General features: G+C 65.0%; 16 protein-coding genes. 4 read left to right on the forward strand and 12 right to left on the reverse strand.

The window, feature by feature from the left end:
* Nucleotides 1-2: 2 nt before the first annotated feature.
* The 4 genes from P6U28_RS11955 to P6U28_RS11970 form a co-directional block, all read right to left on the reverse strand.
* Complete coding sequence (locus tag P6U28_RS11955) at nucleotides 3-974, reverse strand: ABC transporter substrate-binding protein (RefSeq protein ID WP_129142859.1); 972 nt, start codon at nucleotides 972-974, stop codon at nucleotides 3-5.
* A gap of 378 nt (nucleotides 975-1352) precedes the next feature.
* On the reverse strand, nucleotides 1353-3611 hold the full coding sequence (locus tag P6U28_RS11960; protein ID WP_407122319.1) for a CHASE3 domain-containing protein: 2259 nt from the start codon (nucleotides 3609-3611) through the stop codon (nucleotides 1353-1355).
* A complete protein-coding gene (locus P6U28_RS11965; RefSeq protein WP_122403449.1) occupies nucleotides 3608-4027 on the reverse strand; it encodes a response regulator in 420 nt (139 codons plus the stop codon). Before P6U28_RS11965 ends, P6U28_RS11960 begins: the two co-directional genes overlap by 4 nt.
* A 257-nt stretch (nucleotides 4028-4284) precedes the next feature.
* A complete protein-coding gene (locus tag P6U28_RS11970; protein ID WP_162500293.1) occupies nucleotides 4285-4998 on the reverse strand; it encodes a BA14K family protein in 714 nt (237 codons plus the stop codon).
* Between the two features lie 242 nt (nucleotides 4999-5240).
* On the opposite strand from P6U28_RS11970, the gene P6U28_RS11975 reads away from it, so the two are divergent.
* The gene (locus tag P6U28_RS11975) at nucleotides 5241-5648 is read left to right on the forward strand and encodes an NADH:ubiquinone oxidoreductase subunit NDUFA12 (RefSeq protein WP_122403447.1); all 408 of its coding nucleotides are present in this window, start codon (nucleotides 5241-5243) and stop codon (nucleotides 5646-5648) included.
* A gap of 529 nt (nucleotides 5649-6177) precedes the next feature.
* On the opposite strand, the gene P6U28_RS11980 is transcribed toward P6U28_RS11975, so the two are convergent.
* A complete protein-coding gene (locus P6U28_RS11980; RefSeq protein WP_407122321.1) occupies nucleotides 6178-6864 on the reverse strand; it encodes a DJ-1/PfpI family protein in 687 nt (228 codons plus the stop codon).
* 108 nt (nucleotides 6865-6972) lie between these two features.
* Here P6U28_RS11980 and P6U28_RS11985 point away from each other — a divergent pair, with 108 nt between their 5' ends.
* Entirely contained in the window at nucleotides 6973-7911 is a 939-nt protein-coding gene (locus P6U28_RS11985) for a GlxA family transcriptional regulator (RefSeq protein WP_407123060.1), read from the forward strand.
* A 17-nt stretch (nucleotides 7912-7928) separates the two neighbouring features.
* Here P6U28_RS11985 and bla read toward each other — a convergent pair whose 3' ends face one another.
* On the reverse strand, nucleotides 7929-8813 hold the full coding sequence (gene bla, locus P6U28_RS11990; protein ID WP_122403446.1) for a class A beta-lactamase: 885 nt from the start codon (nucleotides 8811-8813) through the stop codon (nucleotides 7929-7931).
* Nucleotides 8814-8912: 99 nt separating this feature from the next.
* On the opposite strand from bla, the gene P6U28_RS11995 reads away from it, so the two are divergent.
* Nucleotides 8913-9815 carry a LysR substrate-binding domain-containing protein gene (locus P6U28_RS11995; protein WP_407122323.1) on the forward strand — a complete coding sequence of 301 codons (903 nt, stop codon included), beginning with the start codon at nucleotides 8913-8915 and terminating at the stop codon, nucleotides 9813-9815.
* A gap of 47 nt (nucleotides 9816-9862) precedes the next feature.
* Here P6U28_RS11995 and P6U28_RS12000 read toward each other — a convergent pair whose 3' ends face one another.
* Nucleotides 9863-10867, reverse strand: a complete 1005-nt coding sequence (locus P6U28_RS12000) for a Na+-dependent transporter (protein WP_407122325.1) — start codon at nucleotides 10865-10867, stop codon at nucleotides 9863-9865.
* A 216-nt stretch (nucleotides 10868-11083) separates the two neighbouring features.
* Between P6U28_RS12000 and P6U28_RS12005 the strand changes: the two genes are divergently transcribed.
* The gene (locus P6U28_RS12005; RefSeq protein WP_122406691.1) at nucleotides 11084-12085 is read left to right on the forward strand and encodes a DUF2155 domain-containing protein; all 1002 of its coding nucleotides are present in this window, start codon (nucleotides 11084-11086) and stop codon (nucleotides 12083-12085) included.
* 14 nt (nucleotides 12086-12099) lie between these two features.
* Here the strand turns inward: P6U28_RS12005 and aat are convergent, their stop codons facing one another.
* From aat to accC, 5 genes are all read right to left on the reverse strand, one after another.
* Nucleotides 12100-12780 carry a leucyl/phenylalanyl-tRNA--protein transferase gene (gene aat / locus P6U28_RS12010; protein ID WP_122403444.1) on the reverse strand — a complete coding sequence of 227 codons (681 nt, stop codon included), beginning with the start codon at nucleotides 12778-12780 and terminating at the stop codon, nucleotides 12100-12102.
* 59 nt (nucleotides 12781-12839) lie between these two features.
* Nucleotides 12840-13943: a sensor histidine kinase gene (locus P6U28_RS12015; protein ID WP_122403443.1), complete on the reverse strand. Its 1104-nt coding sequence runs from the start codon at nucleotides 13941-13943 to the stop codon at nucleotides 12840-12842.
* A complete protein-coding gene (locus P6U28_RS12020; protein ID WP_122403442.1) occupies nucleotides 13940-14380 on the reverse strand; it encodes a response regulator in 441 nt (146 codons plus the stop codon). The genes P6U28_RS12015 and P6U28_RS12020 overlap by 4 nt, the downstream gene beginning before the upstream one ends.
* A 5-nt stretch (nucleotides 14381-14385) precedes the next feature.
* The gene (locus tag P6U28_RS12025; RefSeq protein ID WP_122403441.1) at nucleotides 14386-15903 is read right to left on the reverse strand and encodes a CHASE3 domain-containing protein; all 1518 of its coding nucleotides are present in this window, start codon (nucleotides 15901-15903) and stop codon (nucleotides 14386-14388) included.
* Between the two features lie 106 nt (nucleotides 15904-16009).
* A complete protein-coding gene (gene accC, locus P6U28_RS12030) occupies nucleotides 16010-17362 on the reverse strand; it encodes an acetyl-CoA carboxylase biotin carboxylase subunit (RefSeq protein ID WP_122403440.1) in 1353 nt (450 codons plus the stop codon).
* Between the last annotated feature and the right edge of the window lie 51 nt (nucleotides 17363-17413).

Genomic DNA, 17413 nt, shown 5'->3' on the forward strand with positions numbered 1-17413 from the left:
TCTCAGGAGATCACCTTGCTGGCGCGGAACAGGATCGACGACACATCCAGCTCGATCCCCAGAAGCCTGGCTGTCTTCAGATTGACTGCCAGTTCAAACTTGTCGGGACGCATCACCGGAAGATCTGACGGATCTTCACCGCGCAGGATGCGATCGGCATAAGTGGCAAGCCGAAAATAGGTCGTGCGCTGGTTTGCGCCGTAACTTAGGAGACCTCCAGCGTCACAATATTCAGACCAGCCAAACATCGAAGGCAGCCGGTGCGCGATTGCAAGCTCCGCAATCCTCGCACGATGCACCAGCGTCACAGCATCGGGAAACACGAGGAGAGCATCCGCGTCCACCTTGCCGGCAGCCATCAACCCATTCTCGATTTCGCGAGCGCCAGAGAACGGAACGTAGGCTGCCTCAATGCCAAGATTTCGGCACGACTCCAAAGTCGCACGCCATTCCAGTGGCTCTCCCGGATGATCCGTGTTCGAGAAGACCGCCAGTTTTCGGAGCTTTGGATAAAGGTCCTTGAGCAGCTCAACGCGCTTTCCTGCCAGCTCGAGCGACAGGAATGTACTGCCGGTGAAATTGGTGCCGGGGTGAGCAAGGCTCTTCACCACGCCCAGAGCGACGGGGTCACCGCTCAATGCAAACAGCACGGGGACGTCGGTGATTGCAGTCATGACGCGTGTCGCCGGACCGCTCGAGACCACAAGATCGACATCCCCTCGGTGCAACTCGGAGACGATCTTGCGCAGTGCCTGCGGATTTTCAGGGGCATAATGCGTCTCGAGGGTTACGTTCGTGCCCTCGACGTATCCCAGCGCGCGCATTCCCTCGCGAAAGCCGTCCAGGAAGGGGTCCGGTCCGGACTGAGTCGAGACCCAGAAGATACGATGCAGCTTGGCTCCGCCCTCCGCCCGTGCGATCGCAGGCCAGACCAGTCCTCCACCCATCAACAAGATGAACTCTCGTCGTTTCATGCGAGCACCTGTCGAAGCTGCGCCGTCAATTCCGGCCGCAGACCAAGATCCTGGCTGTGCATCTGGTGACTGCGCTCGGGATCGCGCTCCGCCAGCGGACTGTCGCGACACCCGGCTCCAACATTTGTCGCCGAGAGCATGCAGCAGGTTGGGCCGGGTGGAACGATTTGTCCTTGAGATGCGCTTCATTTTTGCTTGAGACCAGCGCGATCGGGATCAAAACGGCCTTACTCGTTGCATAACGCGGTGTCGGAACACCTCCGGCGCGGATCCGGGCGAGCTACGGCGTCCCAAGAGGACAATTGGAACTCACATCCTGAGCCAGGGCCCTCAACCTCATAGATCGTATGACTGCCGCGCGCCTTCGCAGTTCACGCGCTAGCTCGCCGCCATCCCGCCGCCGTTCAGCGCTTTGCGGATCATCTCGGCGAGCTGGTTTCTCCGATAGGGCTTGGTTAGCAGCAGCACGCCGTCATCCAGCTTGCCGTGATGGACGATGGCATTGTCGGTGTAGCCGGAGGTGTACAGCACTTTCACACCCGGCCGGCGCCTTGCCACCTCTTCGGCGAGCTCGCGTCCGCTCATCCCGCCTGGGATAACGACGTCGGTGAACAGCAGGTCGAACGTCTGGCCGGCCTCGATCAATTCCAGCGCGGCTTTGCCGTCGGGGGCGGCCACCGTCTTGTAGCCGAGGCTCTGGAGCTGCGCTGTGACGAAGTTGCGCACCAAGGGGTCGTCCTCGACCACGAAAATGGTCTCGGCGCCGCCTTCGGCCTGCGGCGCGACACTGGCTGCCACGTCCGCGTCGCCTTCGCCCGGCGGCAGATAGAGCTTGATCGTGGTGCCATGGCCTTCCTCGCTGTAGATCTTGGTGTGGCCGCCGGACTGCTTGACGAAGCCGTAAACCATGGAGAGGCCGAGGCCAGATCCCTTGCCGACCTCCTTGGTGGTGAAGAAGGGCTCGAACGCCTTCTGCTGGACGTCGGGGGGCATGCCGGTGCCGGTGTCGCTGACCGCGAGCATCACGTAAGGGCCGGGCCGAACCTCCGCATTGGCCTGCGCATAGGCTTCGTCCAGCACCACGCGGTGGGTCTCCAGCAGCAGCTTGCCGCCGTTCGGCATGGCGTCGCGCGCGTTGATCGCCATGTTGAGCACGGCATTGGTGAGCCTGGACGGATCGATATGCGTCGTCATCGGCCCCTGTTCCAGCACGGTCTCGATCTGGATCTGCTCGCCGAGGGTGGGGCGCAGAAGCTTTGCGATGTCTGATATCGCGGCGTTGATGTCGACGTTGCGCGGCTCGAGCGGCTGCTTGCGCGCAAATGCCAGCAGATGCTGGATCAGCTCGGCGCAACGCTCGGCGGCATCGTCGATCAGCCGTGCCGTGCGCTGAAGTTCGGGTTGGCCCTTCAGGCTCTCCACCAGCGTCTCGGTATTGCCGGAGATGACCGTCAGCATGTTGTTGAAGTCGTGCGCGACGCCGCCGGTCAGCTTGCCGATCGCATCCAGCTTCTGCGACTGGTACAGCTGCCGCTCCGTTTCGCGCGAGGTCGTCGCATCGTGATAGACCAGCACCGCGCCGGAGATGTTGCCTTGCCCGTCCCGCATCGGCCGGCCGCTGATCATGAGATGACGAGGAGGATTGCCGCTGTGCGGGCGGACGATCATCTCCAGCTCTTCGAACTGCTCGCCCCGCAGCACGCGCGTCGACGGCAGCTCGTCGGCCTCGAGCGGCGTGACGCCGTCGCCGTGAAACACATCGGACAGCGCGCGCAGATTGTTCAAATTCATGCCGGTGCGATGCACCAGGATGCGCTCGGCGGCGGGATTGGACAGAAGGACATTGCCCTCGACGTCGATGACCAGCACCGCCTCCGCCATGCTGCGAAACGTGCTCTGGAGCACGTTGATCGACAGCCGCAGCTCGTCATGCGCGGTGACCAGATGCTCGGTGCGCTCGGCCACCGCCGCCTCGAGCGCCACCTTGGCGGCTTGTGTCTGCTCGAGCGAGCTCTGCAGCTCCCCCGTGGCGCGCCGGCTTTCGCGCATCACCAGCGCGACCAGCAGCAGGATCAGCACGGCGCCGGCGACGTCGATACCGAGCAGCACGATGCCGGTGCGGCGCGAATCCTGGGAGCGCGCGTTGAGCAGGCGTTCTTCCTCGGCGCTCAGATGGTCGAGATTGCCCATCACCGTGTCCATGAGGCCGCGGCCCTCGGCCTTGCTGTTGAGCGCGGCGATGCCGGCCTGGTCGTTCTCGGCGCGCAGGCGCATCGCTGCGGCGGCGATGTCGATCCGGCGCAGCGCCAGCGGCTCGGTGCCCTCCAGCAGCGCGACGTGATCGGGATTGTCGCGCACGTCGCGCTTGAGGTCGGCGAGGGCCGGCGCGATCCTGCCCTGCACCGCCTGGAACTCATCGCCGAAGGCCGGAGTGCGATAGAGCTCGTAGCCGCGCGCGGCGCTCTCGGCCCGGCGCAGCAGCACGCGCAGATCGGAGATCTTCTTCTGCACCTGGACGATATGATTGACCCACGCCGCGTCGGACCGCGACTTGACGTCGAGGGCAATCGAGGCCGCGGTGATGATCAGGAGGATGGCAAGTCCAGCACCGAGAATGACGCGCTGCGTTGGAATCAAGGGGCTTCTTTCTTGTCCTTCTGTGCGCTCCCGCTTCCGCCGGTGAGGCATTCCTGGATCGTGGTCAGCAGCGCTTCCGGCGTGAACGGCTTGCGCAGGCAGCGCGTTGCGCCGAGTTCAAGCGCCATGCGGAGAAAATCGGGAGAGGGCAAGGCGGATGAGGCGAAGGCGTAGCCCGACATCGCGATCAGCGGAGTGGTCGGGGCACGCTCGTGAAAGATCCGGATGGATTCGAAGCCGCGCATGTGCGGCATGAAGATGTCAACCAGCATCGCGTCGAAGGTCTGCGATTCCAGCGCAGCCAGTCCTGTTTCGCCGCCGTCGGTCAGCGTGACGTCGAAGCCCTGACGTTGGAGGAGGACTTCGATGGTCGCGCCGACCATCGGATCGTCATCAACCACGAGAATACGCGGCATGACACTTCCCAGGTGATCGAAGTCTCCACTGTGGTTTGTGATATCCGCGAATCGCGGGTCGGGTCAATTTGGGATTGGATCGTATAGGATATGCACGGTTCGGTGCATAAAGGTCCATTTGCATCGAATTGTATTTATTCCTTTCACGCGCTGGTATGAGCCGAAACGATGAGGAACACGCCGATTGCGAAAAAGGCGCCGCATCGCTGCGACGCCTTCTGCCTCACGCCTGGGCAATTTGTTTCTTGGCGTCCTGCTTACGGGCAAGGATGCCGCAGGCCGTCGTAGCCGAGATAGGTGCCCGAGGCCGGGTCGTACGATTTGTAGCGCTGCGCGCAATAGGCAGCGGAGTCGCCGCCGCTGTCCGGTACCACCGCAACCGTCGGCTCGTCATAATAGCTGTCGTAGTAGTAGGGATCGTCATAATAGCCGTACCCGCCGCCGTAGTAAGCGTAGGAGCCGAGGCCACCGATCGCGGCGCCAGCCGCGAAGCCCGGCCAGAAGCCGCCGCCACCATGGCGATGATGCCAGCGTCCGCCATTCCAGTTATTTCCGCCGCTCCAGTTGCCGCTGCGGCCCTGCCAGGTGCCGCCGGCGGCTGCGAAGTTGCGCGCCGCACCGCCGGTAAAGGACGTGCCGCCGCTCGGACGGACCGCAGGGCCCGCCGCGAAACTTCCGCCGCTCGGACGCATCGCTGCGCCCGCCGTGAAACTGCCGCCGCTTGGACGCATTGCGGCGCCGCCTCCGAAATTGCCGCCGCCACCATGGAAGGCCGCGCCGCCGCCGCCACCCATCCGCGCACCGCCACCGAAGCCGCCGCCACCGACGTGAGCACCGCCGCCACCGCCGCCGACATGGGCACCGCCGCCGCCTCCGCCCAATGCGGGACGATTCTGGGCAAAGCTCGGCGTCGCCAACGGAAGAACCAGCGCCACCGCCGCGGCGGCACTCAAGAATTTCAGACTGTTCATGGTTAAACTCCTTTCCCGGAAGGCAAACCCTACGAAAGCGCCGGGGTTCCTGGGATCACGCCGGTTTGCGCGCGAATGGAGCCTCGGACCCTGCTGCTGTACCGGGCATGAATGAATCGCGTCCGCTTTGCGGCAGAGGCGTGCGCGGCAGGCGGATTTGAAGGGGCACCGACACGCCTGCCGAACTGGACATTTCGCTGCCCGGATGGCATCAGGGCCCGACGAAGCAGGGCCCTTGCCGCATGAAACAATTCTTCCTCAAATTCTTCACCTGGTGGAATGGCCAGACTTTTGGCACCCAGCTCTGGACCAAGCGGTACGGAGAGCTGGTCGGCCAGGACGAGCAGGGCAACCGTTACTACCGCACCCGTGGCGGGGCGATCGATCCGGCGCTCGGCTTCGAGCGGCGTTGGGTGATTTATAACGGCTATGCTGAGGCGAGCCGGATTCCGCCGTCCTGGCACGGCTGGATCCATCACGTCGTCGACGCTCCGCCGACCGAGATCAACTACCAGCCGCGCGAGTGGGAAAAGCCGCACCAGCCGAATCTCACCGGCACGGCGAAGGCCTATCGTCCCTCCGGCTCGACGCTTGCCAGCGGCCGGCGTCCGAAGGCGACCGGTGATTACCAGCCCTGGACACCCGGCTAGTCTTTCGGCCCAGCTGCGAACCGCCACCGTCCGAAGCGGATGCAGGATGCATCCGCGCCGCGCCGCTGTGGACAACGGGAACAGCGGGGATGTCGCTTGCGCGGGCGTTGCACCGGCGCGGGCGATGCGGCTCAATGATCCCATCTTACGGAGATGGGAGACCATCGCGTTCGGTTCGGGCAACAGCTCGCGACTGTCCCGAAATGCAGCGGCCGCCGAGGAAGGACTCGATCGGGAGATAGGCCCCCGGTCTGGAAGCTCCGAAATCGCCCGATGTGAATGTGCAGCCGCCGTAAGGCAGGAAAGGCCGCTTGGGAAACCGAGCGGCCTTTTTCTGCTGGAGACCAGCACGAAGCTCAACGAGCCCCGGACGCAGTGCAGTGCTTCCCCGGCGATGCGAAGCATCGCAGCGATGCGCCGCAGAGCCGGGGCCCATGACGCAACGGACCGCGTGGCCGTCCACATATGGGTCCCGGCTCGGCGCCGCACCGCTGCGCGCTGCGGCGCGTCCGGGACACGAGATCGGAATTTAGTTCACCCGCTCCGCAGCCCGCTTCACCGCCTCGAGCCGCCGCGCCTGGTTTTGCGCGCCGCGCTCCCGCAGCAGCGCCAGCACTTCAGCGGACGCGGTGTCGGGTGAGCCCGAATTGAAAGGTGGAGCCGGATTGTATTCCATCTGGAGCTGGATCGCTTCCGCCGTGGTGCGGTTGACCAGGATCGACACCAGCGTCAGCGCGAAGTCGATGCCGGCCGTGACGCCGCCGCCGGTGATGCGGTTGCGATCGATGCAGACGCGTGTCTTGGTCGGCATCGCGCCGAACTGGGCGAGCATCTCCATCGCGCTCCAATGGGTGGCGGCGCGGTAGCCCTTCAAGAGACCGGCGGCGCCGAGCGCCAGCGATCCCGTGCAGACCGAGGTGACGTATTTGGCGCCGCCGGCCTGCCTGCGCAGGAAGTCGAGCACCTCCTCGTCGTCGAGCAGGTCGTTGGTGCCGCTGCCGCCGGGCACGCAGACCACGTCGAGTTGAGGGCAGTCCGCAAACGTCGTGGTCGGCGTCAGCGTCATCACGGAATCGCTTGGCACCGGCTCGATCCGCTTCCAGATCAGGTGCAGTTTTGCGTCCGGAACCATTGCGAACACCTGCAAGGGGCCGGTGAAGTCGAGCTGAGTGACACGTGGGAACACCAACAGACCAATCTGGAGCGGTGACGACATCGGCAGATCCTCCAATAACGAGCTTGACGCCGGCAGGATGGCATGATGCCCTCTTGTCCGAAATGGCATAATTCCCTCGCTTTCGGACATACCATGACGGCTTGGCCCATGATCGGCATTCTGATCTTCCCGGATTTCCAATTGCTCGATGCGGCAGGCCCGATCTCGGCGTTCGAGATCGCAGCCCGCTGCATCGGCAAGCCACCTCTCATTCGCGTGTTGGCGGCAAAGCCCGGACGTGTGCGCAGTTCGTCCGGCGTCGAGATGATGGCGCGCGACTTCAAATCGGCGAACGCGATCACGACGCTGGTCGTGGCGGGCGGCACGGGCGTCGCGGACGCCGCGCGCTGTGAGGTCACGCGGGCTTTCGTGCAGCGGCTCGCAAAGCGTGGCATGCGGGTCGCGAGCGTCTGCTCCGGTGCCTATGTGCTGGCCGAAGCAGGCTTGCTCGACGGCCGCCGCGCCACCACGCATTGGGGGCGGACGCGCGAATTCGTCGCCCGCTATCCGAGGATCAAATTCGAGCCGGACCGGATTTTCACCCGCGACGGCAATGTGTGGACGTCGGCAGGCATCTCCGCCGGCATCGATCTCGCGCTCGCGATGATCACCGAGGACCACGGCGAGGAGATCGCGCAACAGACCGCGCGCCAGCTCGTGCTCTACCACCGCCGCAGCGGCGGCCAGTCGCAATTCTCATCGCTCTTGGAGCTGAAGACGCCGAACGGCCGCTTCGGTACACTGTTGTCCTGGGCGCGCGAAAATCTCGACGCGCCGCTCTCGGTGGAGGATCTCGCCGATCGCGCCGGCATGAGCGCCCGGCATTTTGCGCGCGCCTTTGCCGCCGAGACCGGCACGACGCCCTCCAAGGCGGTCGAGCGGCTCAGGCTCGAAGTGGCGCGCGAACGCGTGCAGTCCTCGCGCGAGGCGATCGAGCGCGTTGCGGAAACCACCGGATTCCGCGACCCCGAACGGATGCGGCGCGCCTTCATCCGCGCCTTCGGCCAGCCGCCGCAGGCACTGCGGCGGGCGGCGCGGGCTGGGTAGGGCGGGAAACACGATTGTCAGCTAAAACCCTTGGCGACTGCCCGGCCGACGGATGCGATCACATCGTTTCGTCCACCGGAATCGAGCGATGCGCCGGTGAGATAGACCGCAATGATGAGAGGCGAATGCTCGGGCGGCCACACGATGGCGACATCATTGGTGGTGCCGTGTTCACCGGCTCCCGTCTTGTCGCCAACGCGCCAGCTTTGCGGCAGGCCCGCGCGTAAACGAGTATCCCCGGTCTTGTTGGCGATGAGCCATTTGCCGAGTTGATCGCGCCCCTCCGGGAGGAGGACGTCACCAAGCAGCAAGCGCCTGAAATTTGCGGCCATCGCATTCGGCGTCGTGGTGTCGCGGGGATCGCCGGGCGCGGCTTCGTTCAGTTCGGTTTCTGTGCGATCCAATCTTGTCAGGATGTCGCCAAGGCTCCGCGCAAAGCTGGTCAACCCGGCGGGCCCACCGATGTTTTTCAAAAGCGCATTTCCGGCCGTGTTGTCGCTCCTGGTTATGGCGGCATCGCAGAGTTCACGGAGCGTCATTCCTTCTCCGCCCACGTGCTCGCGCGTGATGGGCGAGTTCTCGACGATGTCGGCCTGCTCGATCCGAACGCGCCGTTCGAGACGTTCCGGCCTGCTGCCGGCGTCTTTGAGTATTGCTGCCGCCGCAAGAACCTTGAATGTGCTGCACATGGGAAAGCGTTCGTCCCCCCTGTAATGGATGGGAACGCCCGTCGCCGTGTCGAGCACGGAGACGCCGAGCCGGCCGCCGCTCTTCAGTTCCAATTGTTTGATGGCTTCAATGAGCGCCGCAGTTTCGCCTGACGCAGCGCCCGAGACATTTGGCAGGAAGAGACTTCCCGCAACCGCAAGCGCTGATGAGCCGAATTGACGTCGTGTGAGCATCGAGACCTCCCGTAGATTGCGAGGAGTTTTTGCGTCTGGCTTCAGAAATTGACAAACGATGCTTCGTGAGGCCATCCATAAGTAAAACTTGGATCAAACGTGGCCCGCCGCCCTGCCAAAATTTCCAATCTGCCCCTGAACGCGCTCCGCTCCTTCGAAGCGGCCGCGCGTCATCTCAGCTTCACCAAGGCCGGTCTCGAACTGCGGGTGTCGCAGGCTGCCGTGAGCCAGCAGGTGCGGACTTTGGAAGAGAGTCTGGGCGTCAAGCTTTTCAAGCGGCTGACCCGCGGCCTTGCTCTCACGGAAGAAGGCGAAGCACTTCAGCCTGTCATCTCCAGCGCCTTCGGCCAGATCAACCAGGTCCTGGATCGCTTCGAGAACGGTCGGATGCGCGAAAGTCTGGCGATCGGTGTGGTCGGCACGTTCGCTTCCGGTTGGCTGCTTCCGCGCATGGGGAGATTCACCTCGAGCCATCCGCATATCGACGTCAGGATCTTTGCGAACAACAACCGCGTGGACCTCGGCGGCGAAGGACTGGACTACGCCATTCGATTTGGCGACGGCGCGTGGCACGGAACGAACGCCGAGCGCCTGGTCGAGGCGCATTTCACGCCGATGTGCGCGCCTGTTGTCGCCAAACGCCTTAAAGATCCAGTCGATCTCCACAAGGAGGTGCTGTTGCGATCGTATCGCCCGGGCGAGTGGGCGCACTGGTTCGAGGTGGCAAAATGCAGGCAACCGCGGATGACTGGCCCGACCTTCGACTCGTCGGTCTCCCTGGCGCATGCGGCAGCCCAAGGCGCGGGAGTCGCACTATTGCCGGTCGTCTTGTTTGCGGACGATCTGTCGCGCAAGCGGCTGGTTTGTCCCGATGACCACGAAGTGTTTCTGGGATCTTACTGGCTCACGTCCCTGAAATCCAAAAGGCTTTCGCATGCGATGACAGCGTTCCGCGACTGGATATTGGCGGAATGCAAGAAGAAGAGACCGCGCAATCCGTGAGGCTTGCGGGTCTGTGGAGGCTTCCAGCAGGGCGACGATGCAGGGACTCATATAACGCTGCCTGGAGCCGCCGCGGTGTCGCTTACGCGCGCCGTCAATCGCCGGGCGATCGGCGTCAGCAGATAGGGCGCAAGATGAATCGGAAACTGCGTCAGCGCGAAATAGAGCCAGGTCGTCGCCGGCAGCGCGCCAGCGGTGGCAGCCAGCATCAGCCCGAGATTGCGCTGTGACACCATCAGGCCGATGGCGAAGGCGCGCTCGGTTCCGACGCGGCGGAAGATCAGCGTCGTCGCGGCGAGCAGGGCAAAATAGACAGCAAAGGCGAGCAGCGCGACGGCGATCGTGAACAGCGGGTCGGCGACGAGATCGCTGGCGACATCGCCCATCACCGCGGAGGCGAATACCAAGAGGATGACGATGTTGAGACCGTCGATCGGCTGCTTGTGGCGCTGGATCGCATCCGTGCCGAAGACCCGGCGGATAACCGTCGCAACAAGCAGCGACGCGGCGAGGATGCCGAGCAGCTTGAGGCCGAGTGTGGCCGGCGAGATGCTGAGCATGCCGCCGAGGAAGAGGCCCGCGAACAGCGAAGCGGTGAAGGGCACGAGTGCGGTCGAGGTCACCAGCGTCACGAGCACCAGCGTGGCATCGAGGCCCATCAGCGCGGCAAGGGCCGGCGCGGCCATCATCGGCGAGGCCATGCCCTGGAGCATCAGCGCGAGAGCAAGGCCCGGGGAACTCGTGGTGAGCCCGGTCGCGTAGGCTGCGAGGGCGACGATCAGCGGCACGCCGATCGTGGTCCAGGCCGTGGCGGCCCCGACCAGCGCCGGCCGGCGCAGATGCCCGTACAGCGCCACGAGATCGACGCGCATGAAGGAGATGCAGAGCAGAAGAAAGATCGCCTCGGTGACGTAGGGACGCAGCAGCGTACCGAGCGGCGGCACCGCGACTGCGATGAAGGCGATGGCCGCCACCGCGCGGGTGCCCTGGCCGCCGAGCCATGTCAGCCCGCGCAGGGGAAGGGCAAGGAGAGTTCGGAGGCGGTCGGGCATCTCAGTTATTCAGCAGGGTGTTGGCGATGGCCGGCAGGCCCCCGGCATGGGCCTCCAACTATCCCATCCGGGGCGGGCCTGGCCAGACCGCGTCGGGAAGGGCTGGATGTCGCCCTTTCCCCGCCGTATTCGGCGTGTTAACCGGAGGGCCTGCGAGCGGCGGTATCCCCTGTAGAATGTTCCAACAAGCCCGATTCGCTGTTGAAGCCGCGCGAGATGTTCAAAACCTTTTCCCTGACCGGCCTTGCGGCGCTTTTGGCCGCCACCGCGCTGACGGCTGCGACGCCGGCTCAGGCGCAGATCGGCACGATCTTCTCCGATCCGCCGCCGCTGCGGCCACCCGGCAATATTCCGCGTGGCCAGCCCCAGCCGCAGCCGATCCCCGAGGATGATGAAGAGGTGCCCGAGCTGCCGCCGCAGGGCCGCGTGCTGCCGTCGCGCCCGATGCCGCCGCCTCCGGGGCGGCAGGGCAATATCATGCCCGGGCCGGTCGAGACCCAACCCCTGGCGCCGCCGCCGGGGTCGACCCTCGCGCCACCGAACCAGCCGCCCTCCGCCGCGATCGCTCCGCCCAGTCCGCAAGGCGCTCCGGGTGCGCCCGGTCAGCGCCAGCCCCAGCAGAAGGGCGGGCCGGGTGGCGCGGTCCCGCAGACGCCGGCGAGCCTGCAGCCGGGTGACGAGGTCGTGACCGAGCCGCCGGCGCAGAAGATCGTGAACAAGAAGGCGACCTTCTCCGGTCTCGACAAGATCACCGGACGCATCATCAATTTCGACGAGGAGATCGGCGAGACCGTCCAGTTCGGCGCGCTCAGGGTCAAGACCGACGCCTGCTACACGCGGCCCGCGACGGAGGCTGCCAACACCGACGCCTTCGTCGAGGTCGACGAGATCACCTTGCAGGGCGAGGTGAAGCGCATCTTCTCGGGCTGGATGTACGCGGCAAGCCCGGGCCTGCACGGCGTCGAGCATCCGATCTACGACATCTGGCTGACCGACTGCAAAGAGCCGCAGCAGACCATCGCGACCGCGGCACCGGATCCGGCCGCGGCAAAGCCGCCGCCACCTCCGCCGGCGCAGAAGAAGGCCGCGCCCAAGCAGGTGCAGCAGCGGCCGCCGCAGCCGCTGCCACCGATCCAGCAGCAGCAACCGGCACCGCCGCCCCCTCCGCCGCCGGAGCAGCGGCCGGGCCTGTTCGGCATCCCCGGGTTTGGCCGCTAGAGCCTCGCTATCGATTATTGCCGCGAGGCGATGATCTCGAGCGCGCGCGCGCCAGGGATGGCTTCGCCGGCGGAGAGCCTCAGGAAATCGCCGGGTTCGCCCGCCAGCGCCTTGTCGAGCAGCGCCGTATAGCGTCGCCGCGAAATCTCGACCGCGCCGAAGCTCTTCAGGTGCTCGGTGACATATTGCGTGTCGAGCAGCTCGAAGCCGCCATGGATGAGCCGCGCGACCAGATGCACCAGCGCGACCTTCGAGGCATCGCGCGCGGTGTGGAACATGCTCTCGCCGAAGAAGGCTCGTCCGAGGCTCACGCCGTACAGCCCGCCGACGAGGTCGTCACCCTGCCAGGCTTCGACGCTATGGCAATGGCCAAGCTCGAAGAGGCCACCATAGAGGTCGCGGATGCGCTTGTTGATCCAGGTATCCTCACGTCCTACTTGCGGCGCCGCGCAGCCGGCGATGGTTGCCTTGAACGCGGTGTTGACGGTGACGCGGAACGTATCCGACCGCACGGTGCGCGCGAGCCGTGAGGCGACGCGGAAGCCGTCGAGCGGGATGACGCCGCGCAACTCCGGCTCGACCCAGAACAGGGTCGGATCGTCAGCGCTTTCCGCCATCGGAAAGATGCCGCAGGCATAAGCGCGCAGCAGCACGGCCGGGGTGATTTCAGACGGGGCGGAGTCGCGCGAAGTCATGGCTTGCCATCTTAGCAGGATCGCATTGCGGTTGCGACGGGTGCCGGCCGGTCGCGAGGTCAGCTCGCGGCGGCGGTGCTGGTCTTGCCGGGGGCTGCGGGCATGCGGCCGAACTTCAGCACGATCCGGGTTCCGGGATGCGCGGGGTCGCGTTCGACCGAGGCGTCGAGCTTTGAGGCCATGGCCGCGACGATGCGCTGGCCCATGCCGGTGGAGCGCGGATCGGCCTTGACGTTGTCGCCGACGCCATTGTCGGCGATCGAGAGCAGGAGATCGTCTCCTTGCGAGATCAGCTCGACATGAATCGGGCCGGCGCCATCGGGATAGGCGTATTTCACCGCGTTCATCACCAGCTCGTTGACGATGATGCCGACGGCGACCGCACGGTCGGGATCGATCTCGATCGGCTCGGCCTTCAGGGTCAGACGCGACATCCGGTCGCCTTCGGCCGAGCGGCGGAGATCCTCGAGCAGCGAGTCCAGATACTGATTGAGGACCACGCTCTTCAGGTCCTGCGAGGTGTAGAGGCGTCGGTGCACCTGCGCGACCGCGGCGACGCGGCCCATCGCATTGGTCAGCGCCGCCTTGACCTCCTCCTGCGCGGCGGAGCTTGCCTGAAGGTGCAGCAGCGAGGCAATGATCTGGAGGGAGTTGCCGACACGATGGTTGACCTCGCGCAACAAGAGCTCGCGTTCGGCGGCGAGCGCCGCGTAGCGGTCGCGCGAGGCGTGGATCTCGGCCTCGGCTTCATCGCGTGCCCGCTGCAACTCGGCCTGGCGCAGCGCGCCTTCGGCGGCGACGTGGAGCAGCGGGATGAAGTCGCCCCTGACGTCCTTCACCAGATAGTCGGCCGCCCCCGCCTTGAGCGCGGTCACCGCGATGCTGGAATCCTGCGATGCGGTGACGAACACCACCGGCGGTGCGTTCGGGATCGCCATGATCTGCTCGAGGGTCTCCAGCCCGTCGAGGCCCGGCATGTACTGATCGAGTGCCACGACATCGATGCCGCCTTCGGCGCTGGCGCGGCGGATGCGCTCGAGACCTTCCTCGCCGCTCGCGGCATGGACGACCTTGTAGCCGCGCCGCGTCAGGCCACGGTCGACCAGGCGCGCCAGCGCGTCGTCATCGTCGATGTAGAGCAGTGTCGGCATTCTCTGGTTCATGTGGCGGCGGGCGGGACCTGGATGACCGAGAAGAACAGCCCGAGCTGCCGGATGGCATTGGCGAAATTCTCGTAGTTGACGGGCTTGGTGATGTAGACGTTGCAGCCGAGCTCGTAGCAGCGCTTGATTTCCTGGGAATCGTCGGTGGTGGTGAGCACCACCACGGGCGAGGCCTTCAAATATTTGTTTTCCTTGATCTGCTTCAGGATGTCGATCCCGATCATGTCGGGCAGGTTGAGGTCGAGCAGGATCAAGAGCGCATTGCCCTTCTGCACGAGCCCGCTGCCGTCGGCGCCGAACAGGTGCCGCATGGCGTCGCTGCCGGTGGCGAACGCGACGATCTCGTTGTTGACGCCGGACCTTCGGATGTTGCGCTCGATCAGGCGTGCGTGGCCCTCGTCGTCCTCGATCATGATGATGGTGACAGGCTGGGTCATCGATCTCAGTTCCGGTTGCTCACGTTCCAGGCGATCGGCAGCGTGATCGTGAAGGTGCTGCCCGCGTTCAGTTCCGAGGATACGGACATGGTACCGCCGAGGCGACGCACAAGAGCACGTACATGCGCAAGACCGATGCCCTGGCCGGGCTTGTCCTGGGTTCCCGCGCGGCGGAACAGGTCGAATATGCGCTGATGATCCTTCGGATCGATCCCGCGGCCGTTGTCGCTGATCTCGAAGATAGCGTAACCGAGCTTGGTCCGACCGCGGATTCTGATCTCACCGGGCAGGCCGGGCTTGAGATATTTGATCGCGTTGTCGATCAGGTTGGAAAAGATCTGCTCGAGGGCAAGACGGTCGCTCACGAGGTTCGGCAGCGGCTCGAGGTGGATCTCGGCTTGCGCCTCGGCCGCCTGGTGCGCCAGCGTCGAGACGATGGCCTCGATCAGCTCCCGCGTGTCGATCTTCGCCGGCTGAAATTCGCGCCGGCCCTCGCGCGTGAGGTTGAGGATGGCCGAGATCAGCCGGTCCATCTTGGCGATCGACGTCTTGATGAAGCCGAGCGCTTCGGAGAAATCCTCCGAGAGCTGCTTGTCGGCGCCTTCGAGCACGATCTCGCCGGGAGCGCCGGGAGCCAGCGACGACCCATCGGCGGAGACGTGGGTGAGATCGCCGATCCGGCGGAAGATGTCGCCGCCGAGCTCCTCGAGCTCGCTGGTGAAGCCCATGATGTTGACGAGCGGCGAGCGCAGATCGTGGCTGACGATATAGGCAAAGCGCTGAATCTCGTCGTTGGCTTCGCGCAGGTCCGCGGTGCGCTCGTCGACGACGGCTTCCAGGTTGACGTTGGCGTCGCGCAGGCGGGCTTCGGCCTCGTCGCGCACGCGCGCCGAGCGCCGCACCAGCCAGATCGAGATCATCGCCAGCAGCACGACGAGGCCGGAGCCGATCCCGGTCATCGACGCGGAGAGGGTCTGGCTGCGGTCGGAATTTGCCGTTCGGAGCCGGAACAACCGCTCCTCCTCGCGGATCATGGCGTTGGCCATGTTGCTGATCGTGGTCGTGGTGTTGCCGGCGGCGGCCTCGCGGATCAGCGCCGTGGCCCTGTCGGGCTGACCCTGCTTCACGAAGGTCATCTCGCGCGAGAACTGGTCGAGCCGGATCTCGATGGCTGCTCTCAGCTTTTCAATGTTCTCGCGTTGCGCCGGATCGTTGCTGATCTGACGCGTGAGCTTGTCGAGCGCCGGAACGATCGCCGCGACGGCCTTCTCATGATCTGACAGGAAGTCCGGCCCCTGCGTCAGGAGAAAGCCGCGAGCGCTGCTCTCGGCACGCCGGACCTCGAGCAGCAGGGCGTTGATCTGGCTCTCCACCTCGATGGTGTGAACCACCCATTTACTGTCTTCCCGGGCCTTGTTGACGAGGTAGACGGAGCCGGCGCTGATAACGGTCAGCACCAAAAGGCCCGCCGAAAGCAGCAGGATCTGCCAAAATGTGCGCCGTCGGTGGGCTTCAGCCCTCACGGCGATCGACCTGTCGACGTTCGGTGGAGTTCAAAACGCCCCCTTGGAACTGTCCCCGCCGAGAACGCGATCAGGGCCAAAGGGTTCCAAAAGGAGCAGGATTATCTCAGGCTGGCTTCGTCTTGCCGGCGAGATATTGTTCCAGCCAGTGGATGTGGTAGTCGCCGTCGATGATGTCGTCTTCGCGCACCAGCGCACGGAAGAGCGGCAGCGTGGTCTCGATGCCTTCGACCACCATCTCGTCCAGTGCCCGGCGCAGCCGCATCAGGCATTCGGCCCGGGTCTTGCCGTGCACGATCAGCTTGCCGACGAGGGAATCGTAATAGGGCGGGATCGTGTACCCCTGGTAGACGGCGGAATCGATCCGGACGCCGAGGCCGCCGGGCGGATGATATTGCAGGATCCGGCCGGGCGAGGGGCGGAAGGTCTGCGGATTCTCGGCGTTGATGCGGCACTCGATGGCGTGGCCGATGACCTGGACTTCGTCCTGCTTGGCCGGCAGATCGCCGCCGGCGGCGATGCGGATCTGCTCCAGCACGAGGTCGATGTCGGTGATGCTCTCGGTGACCGGATGCTCCACCTGGATGCGGGTGTTCATCTCGATGAAATAGAATTCACCGTCCTCGTACAGGAATTCGATGGTGCCGACGCCGAGATACTTCATCTCGCGCATCGCTTTCGCGCAGGTCTCGCCGATCTTGGCCCGCGCGGCGGCGGCGAGGACCGGCGAGGGGCCTTCCTCCCAGACCTTCTGGTGGCGGCGTTGCAGCGAGCAGTCGCGTTCGCCGAGATGGATGGCGCCGCCACGGCCGTCGCCGAGGATCTGGATCTCGATATGGCGCGGCTTCTGGAGGTACTTTTCCAGATAGACGGAGGCGTCGCCAAAGGCGGATTTGGCCTCGTTGGCCGCCGTCGAAAGCGCCAGCTGGAGGTCGGCCTCGCTGTGCGCGACCTTCATGCCGCGGCCGCCGCCGCCTGCCGCCGCCTTCACCAGCACCGGAAAGCCGATCTTCTTGGCGATCGCCATCGCGTCGTCATCGGGACCAACCGCACCGTCGGAGCCGGGCACCACGGGGATGCCGAGCCGCTTGGCGGTTTTCTTGGCCTCGATCTTGTCGCCCATCAGGCGGATGTGCTCGGCCTTCGGGCCGATGAAATGCAGATTGTGCTCGGCGAGGATTTCCGCAAAGCGCGCGTTTTCGGAGAGGAAGCCGTAGCCGGGATGCACGGCATCAGCGCCGGTGATCTCGCAGGCCGCGAGCAGCGCGGGCACGTTGAGATAGCTGTCCTTGGACGCCGGCGGCCCGATGCAGACGCTCTCGTCCGACAGCCGCACATGCATGGCGTCGGCGTCGGCAGTGGAGTGCACGGCGACGGTCGCGATCCCGAGCTCCTTGCAGGCCCTGAGGATGCGAAGGGCGATCTCGCCGCGATTGGCTATGAGGATCTTGTCGAACATGGTGCCTCAGGGGGCGAATGGGGAATAGCGAATGGCGAACAGGGCAGAGTA

The organism is Bradyrhizobium sp. STM 3561, assembly GCF_045571455.1.
Taxonomy (GTDB): Bacteria; Pseudomonadota; Alphaproteobacteria; order Rhizobiales; family Xanthobacteraceae; genus Bradyrhizobium; species Bradyrhizobium vignae.

Bases quoted from the DNA above. Each gene is read 5' to 3' on its own strand.
- P6U28_RS12005 (WP_122406691.1), top strand. From the start codon at position 11,084: ATGTTCAAAACCTTTTCCCTGACCGGCCTTGCGGCGCTTTTGGCCGCC.
- P6U28_RS11965 (WP_122403449.1), bottom strand. From the start codon at position 4,027: ATGCCGCGTATTCTCGTGGTTGATGACGATCCGATGGTCGGCGCGACC.
- aat (WP_122403444.1), bottom strand. From the start codon at position 12,780: ATGACTTCGCGCGACTCCGCCCCGTCTGAAATCACCCCGGCCGTGCTG.
- accC (WP_122403440.1), bottom strand. From the start codon at position 17,362: ATGTTCGACAAGATCCTCATAGCCAATCGCGGCGAGATCGCCCTTCGC.
- P6U28_RS12020 (WP_122403442.1), bottom strand. From the start codon at position 14,380: ATGACCCAGCCTGTCACCATCATCATGATCGAGGACGACGAGGGCCAC.
- P6U28_RS11975 (WP_122403447.1), top strand. From the start codon at position 5,241: ATGAAACAATTCTTCCTCAAATTCTTCACCTGGTGGAATGGCCAGACT.
- P6U28_RS11985 (WP_407123060.1), top strand. From the start codon at position 6,973: ATGATCGGCATTCTGATCTTCCCGGATTTCCAATTGCTCGATGCGGCA.
- P6U28_RS11955 (WP_129142859.1), bottom strand. From the start codon at position 974: ATGAAACGACGAGAGTTCATCTTGTTGATGGGTGGAGGACTGGTCTGG.
- P6U28_RS11980 (WP_407122321.1), bottom strand. From the start codon at position 6,864: ATGTCGTCACCGCTCCAGATTGGTCTGTTGGTGTTCCCACGTGTCACT.
- P6U28_RS12000 (WP_407122325.1), bottom strand. From the start codon at position 10,867: ATGCCCGACCGCCTCCGAACTCTCCTTGCCCTTCCCCTGCGCGGGCTG.
- P6U28_RS11970 (WP_162500293.1), bottom strand. From the start codon at position 4,998: ATGAACAGTCTGAAATTCTTGAGTGCCGCCGCGGCGGTGGCGCTGGTT.
- P6U28_RS12015 (WP_122403443.1), bottom strand. From the start codon at position 13,943: ATGAACCAGAGAATGCCGACACTGCTCTACATCGACGATGACGACGCG.
- bla (WP_122403446.1), bottom strand. From the start codon at position 8,813: ATGCTCACACGACGTCAATTCGGCTCATCAGCGCTTGCGGTTGCGGGA.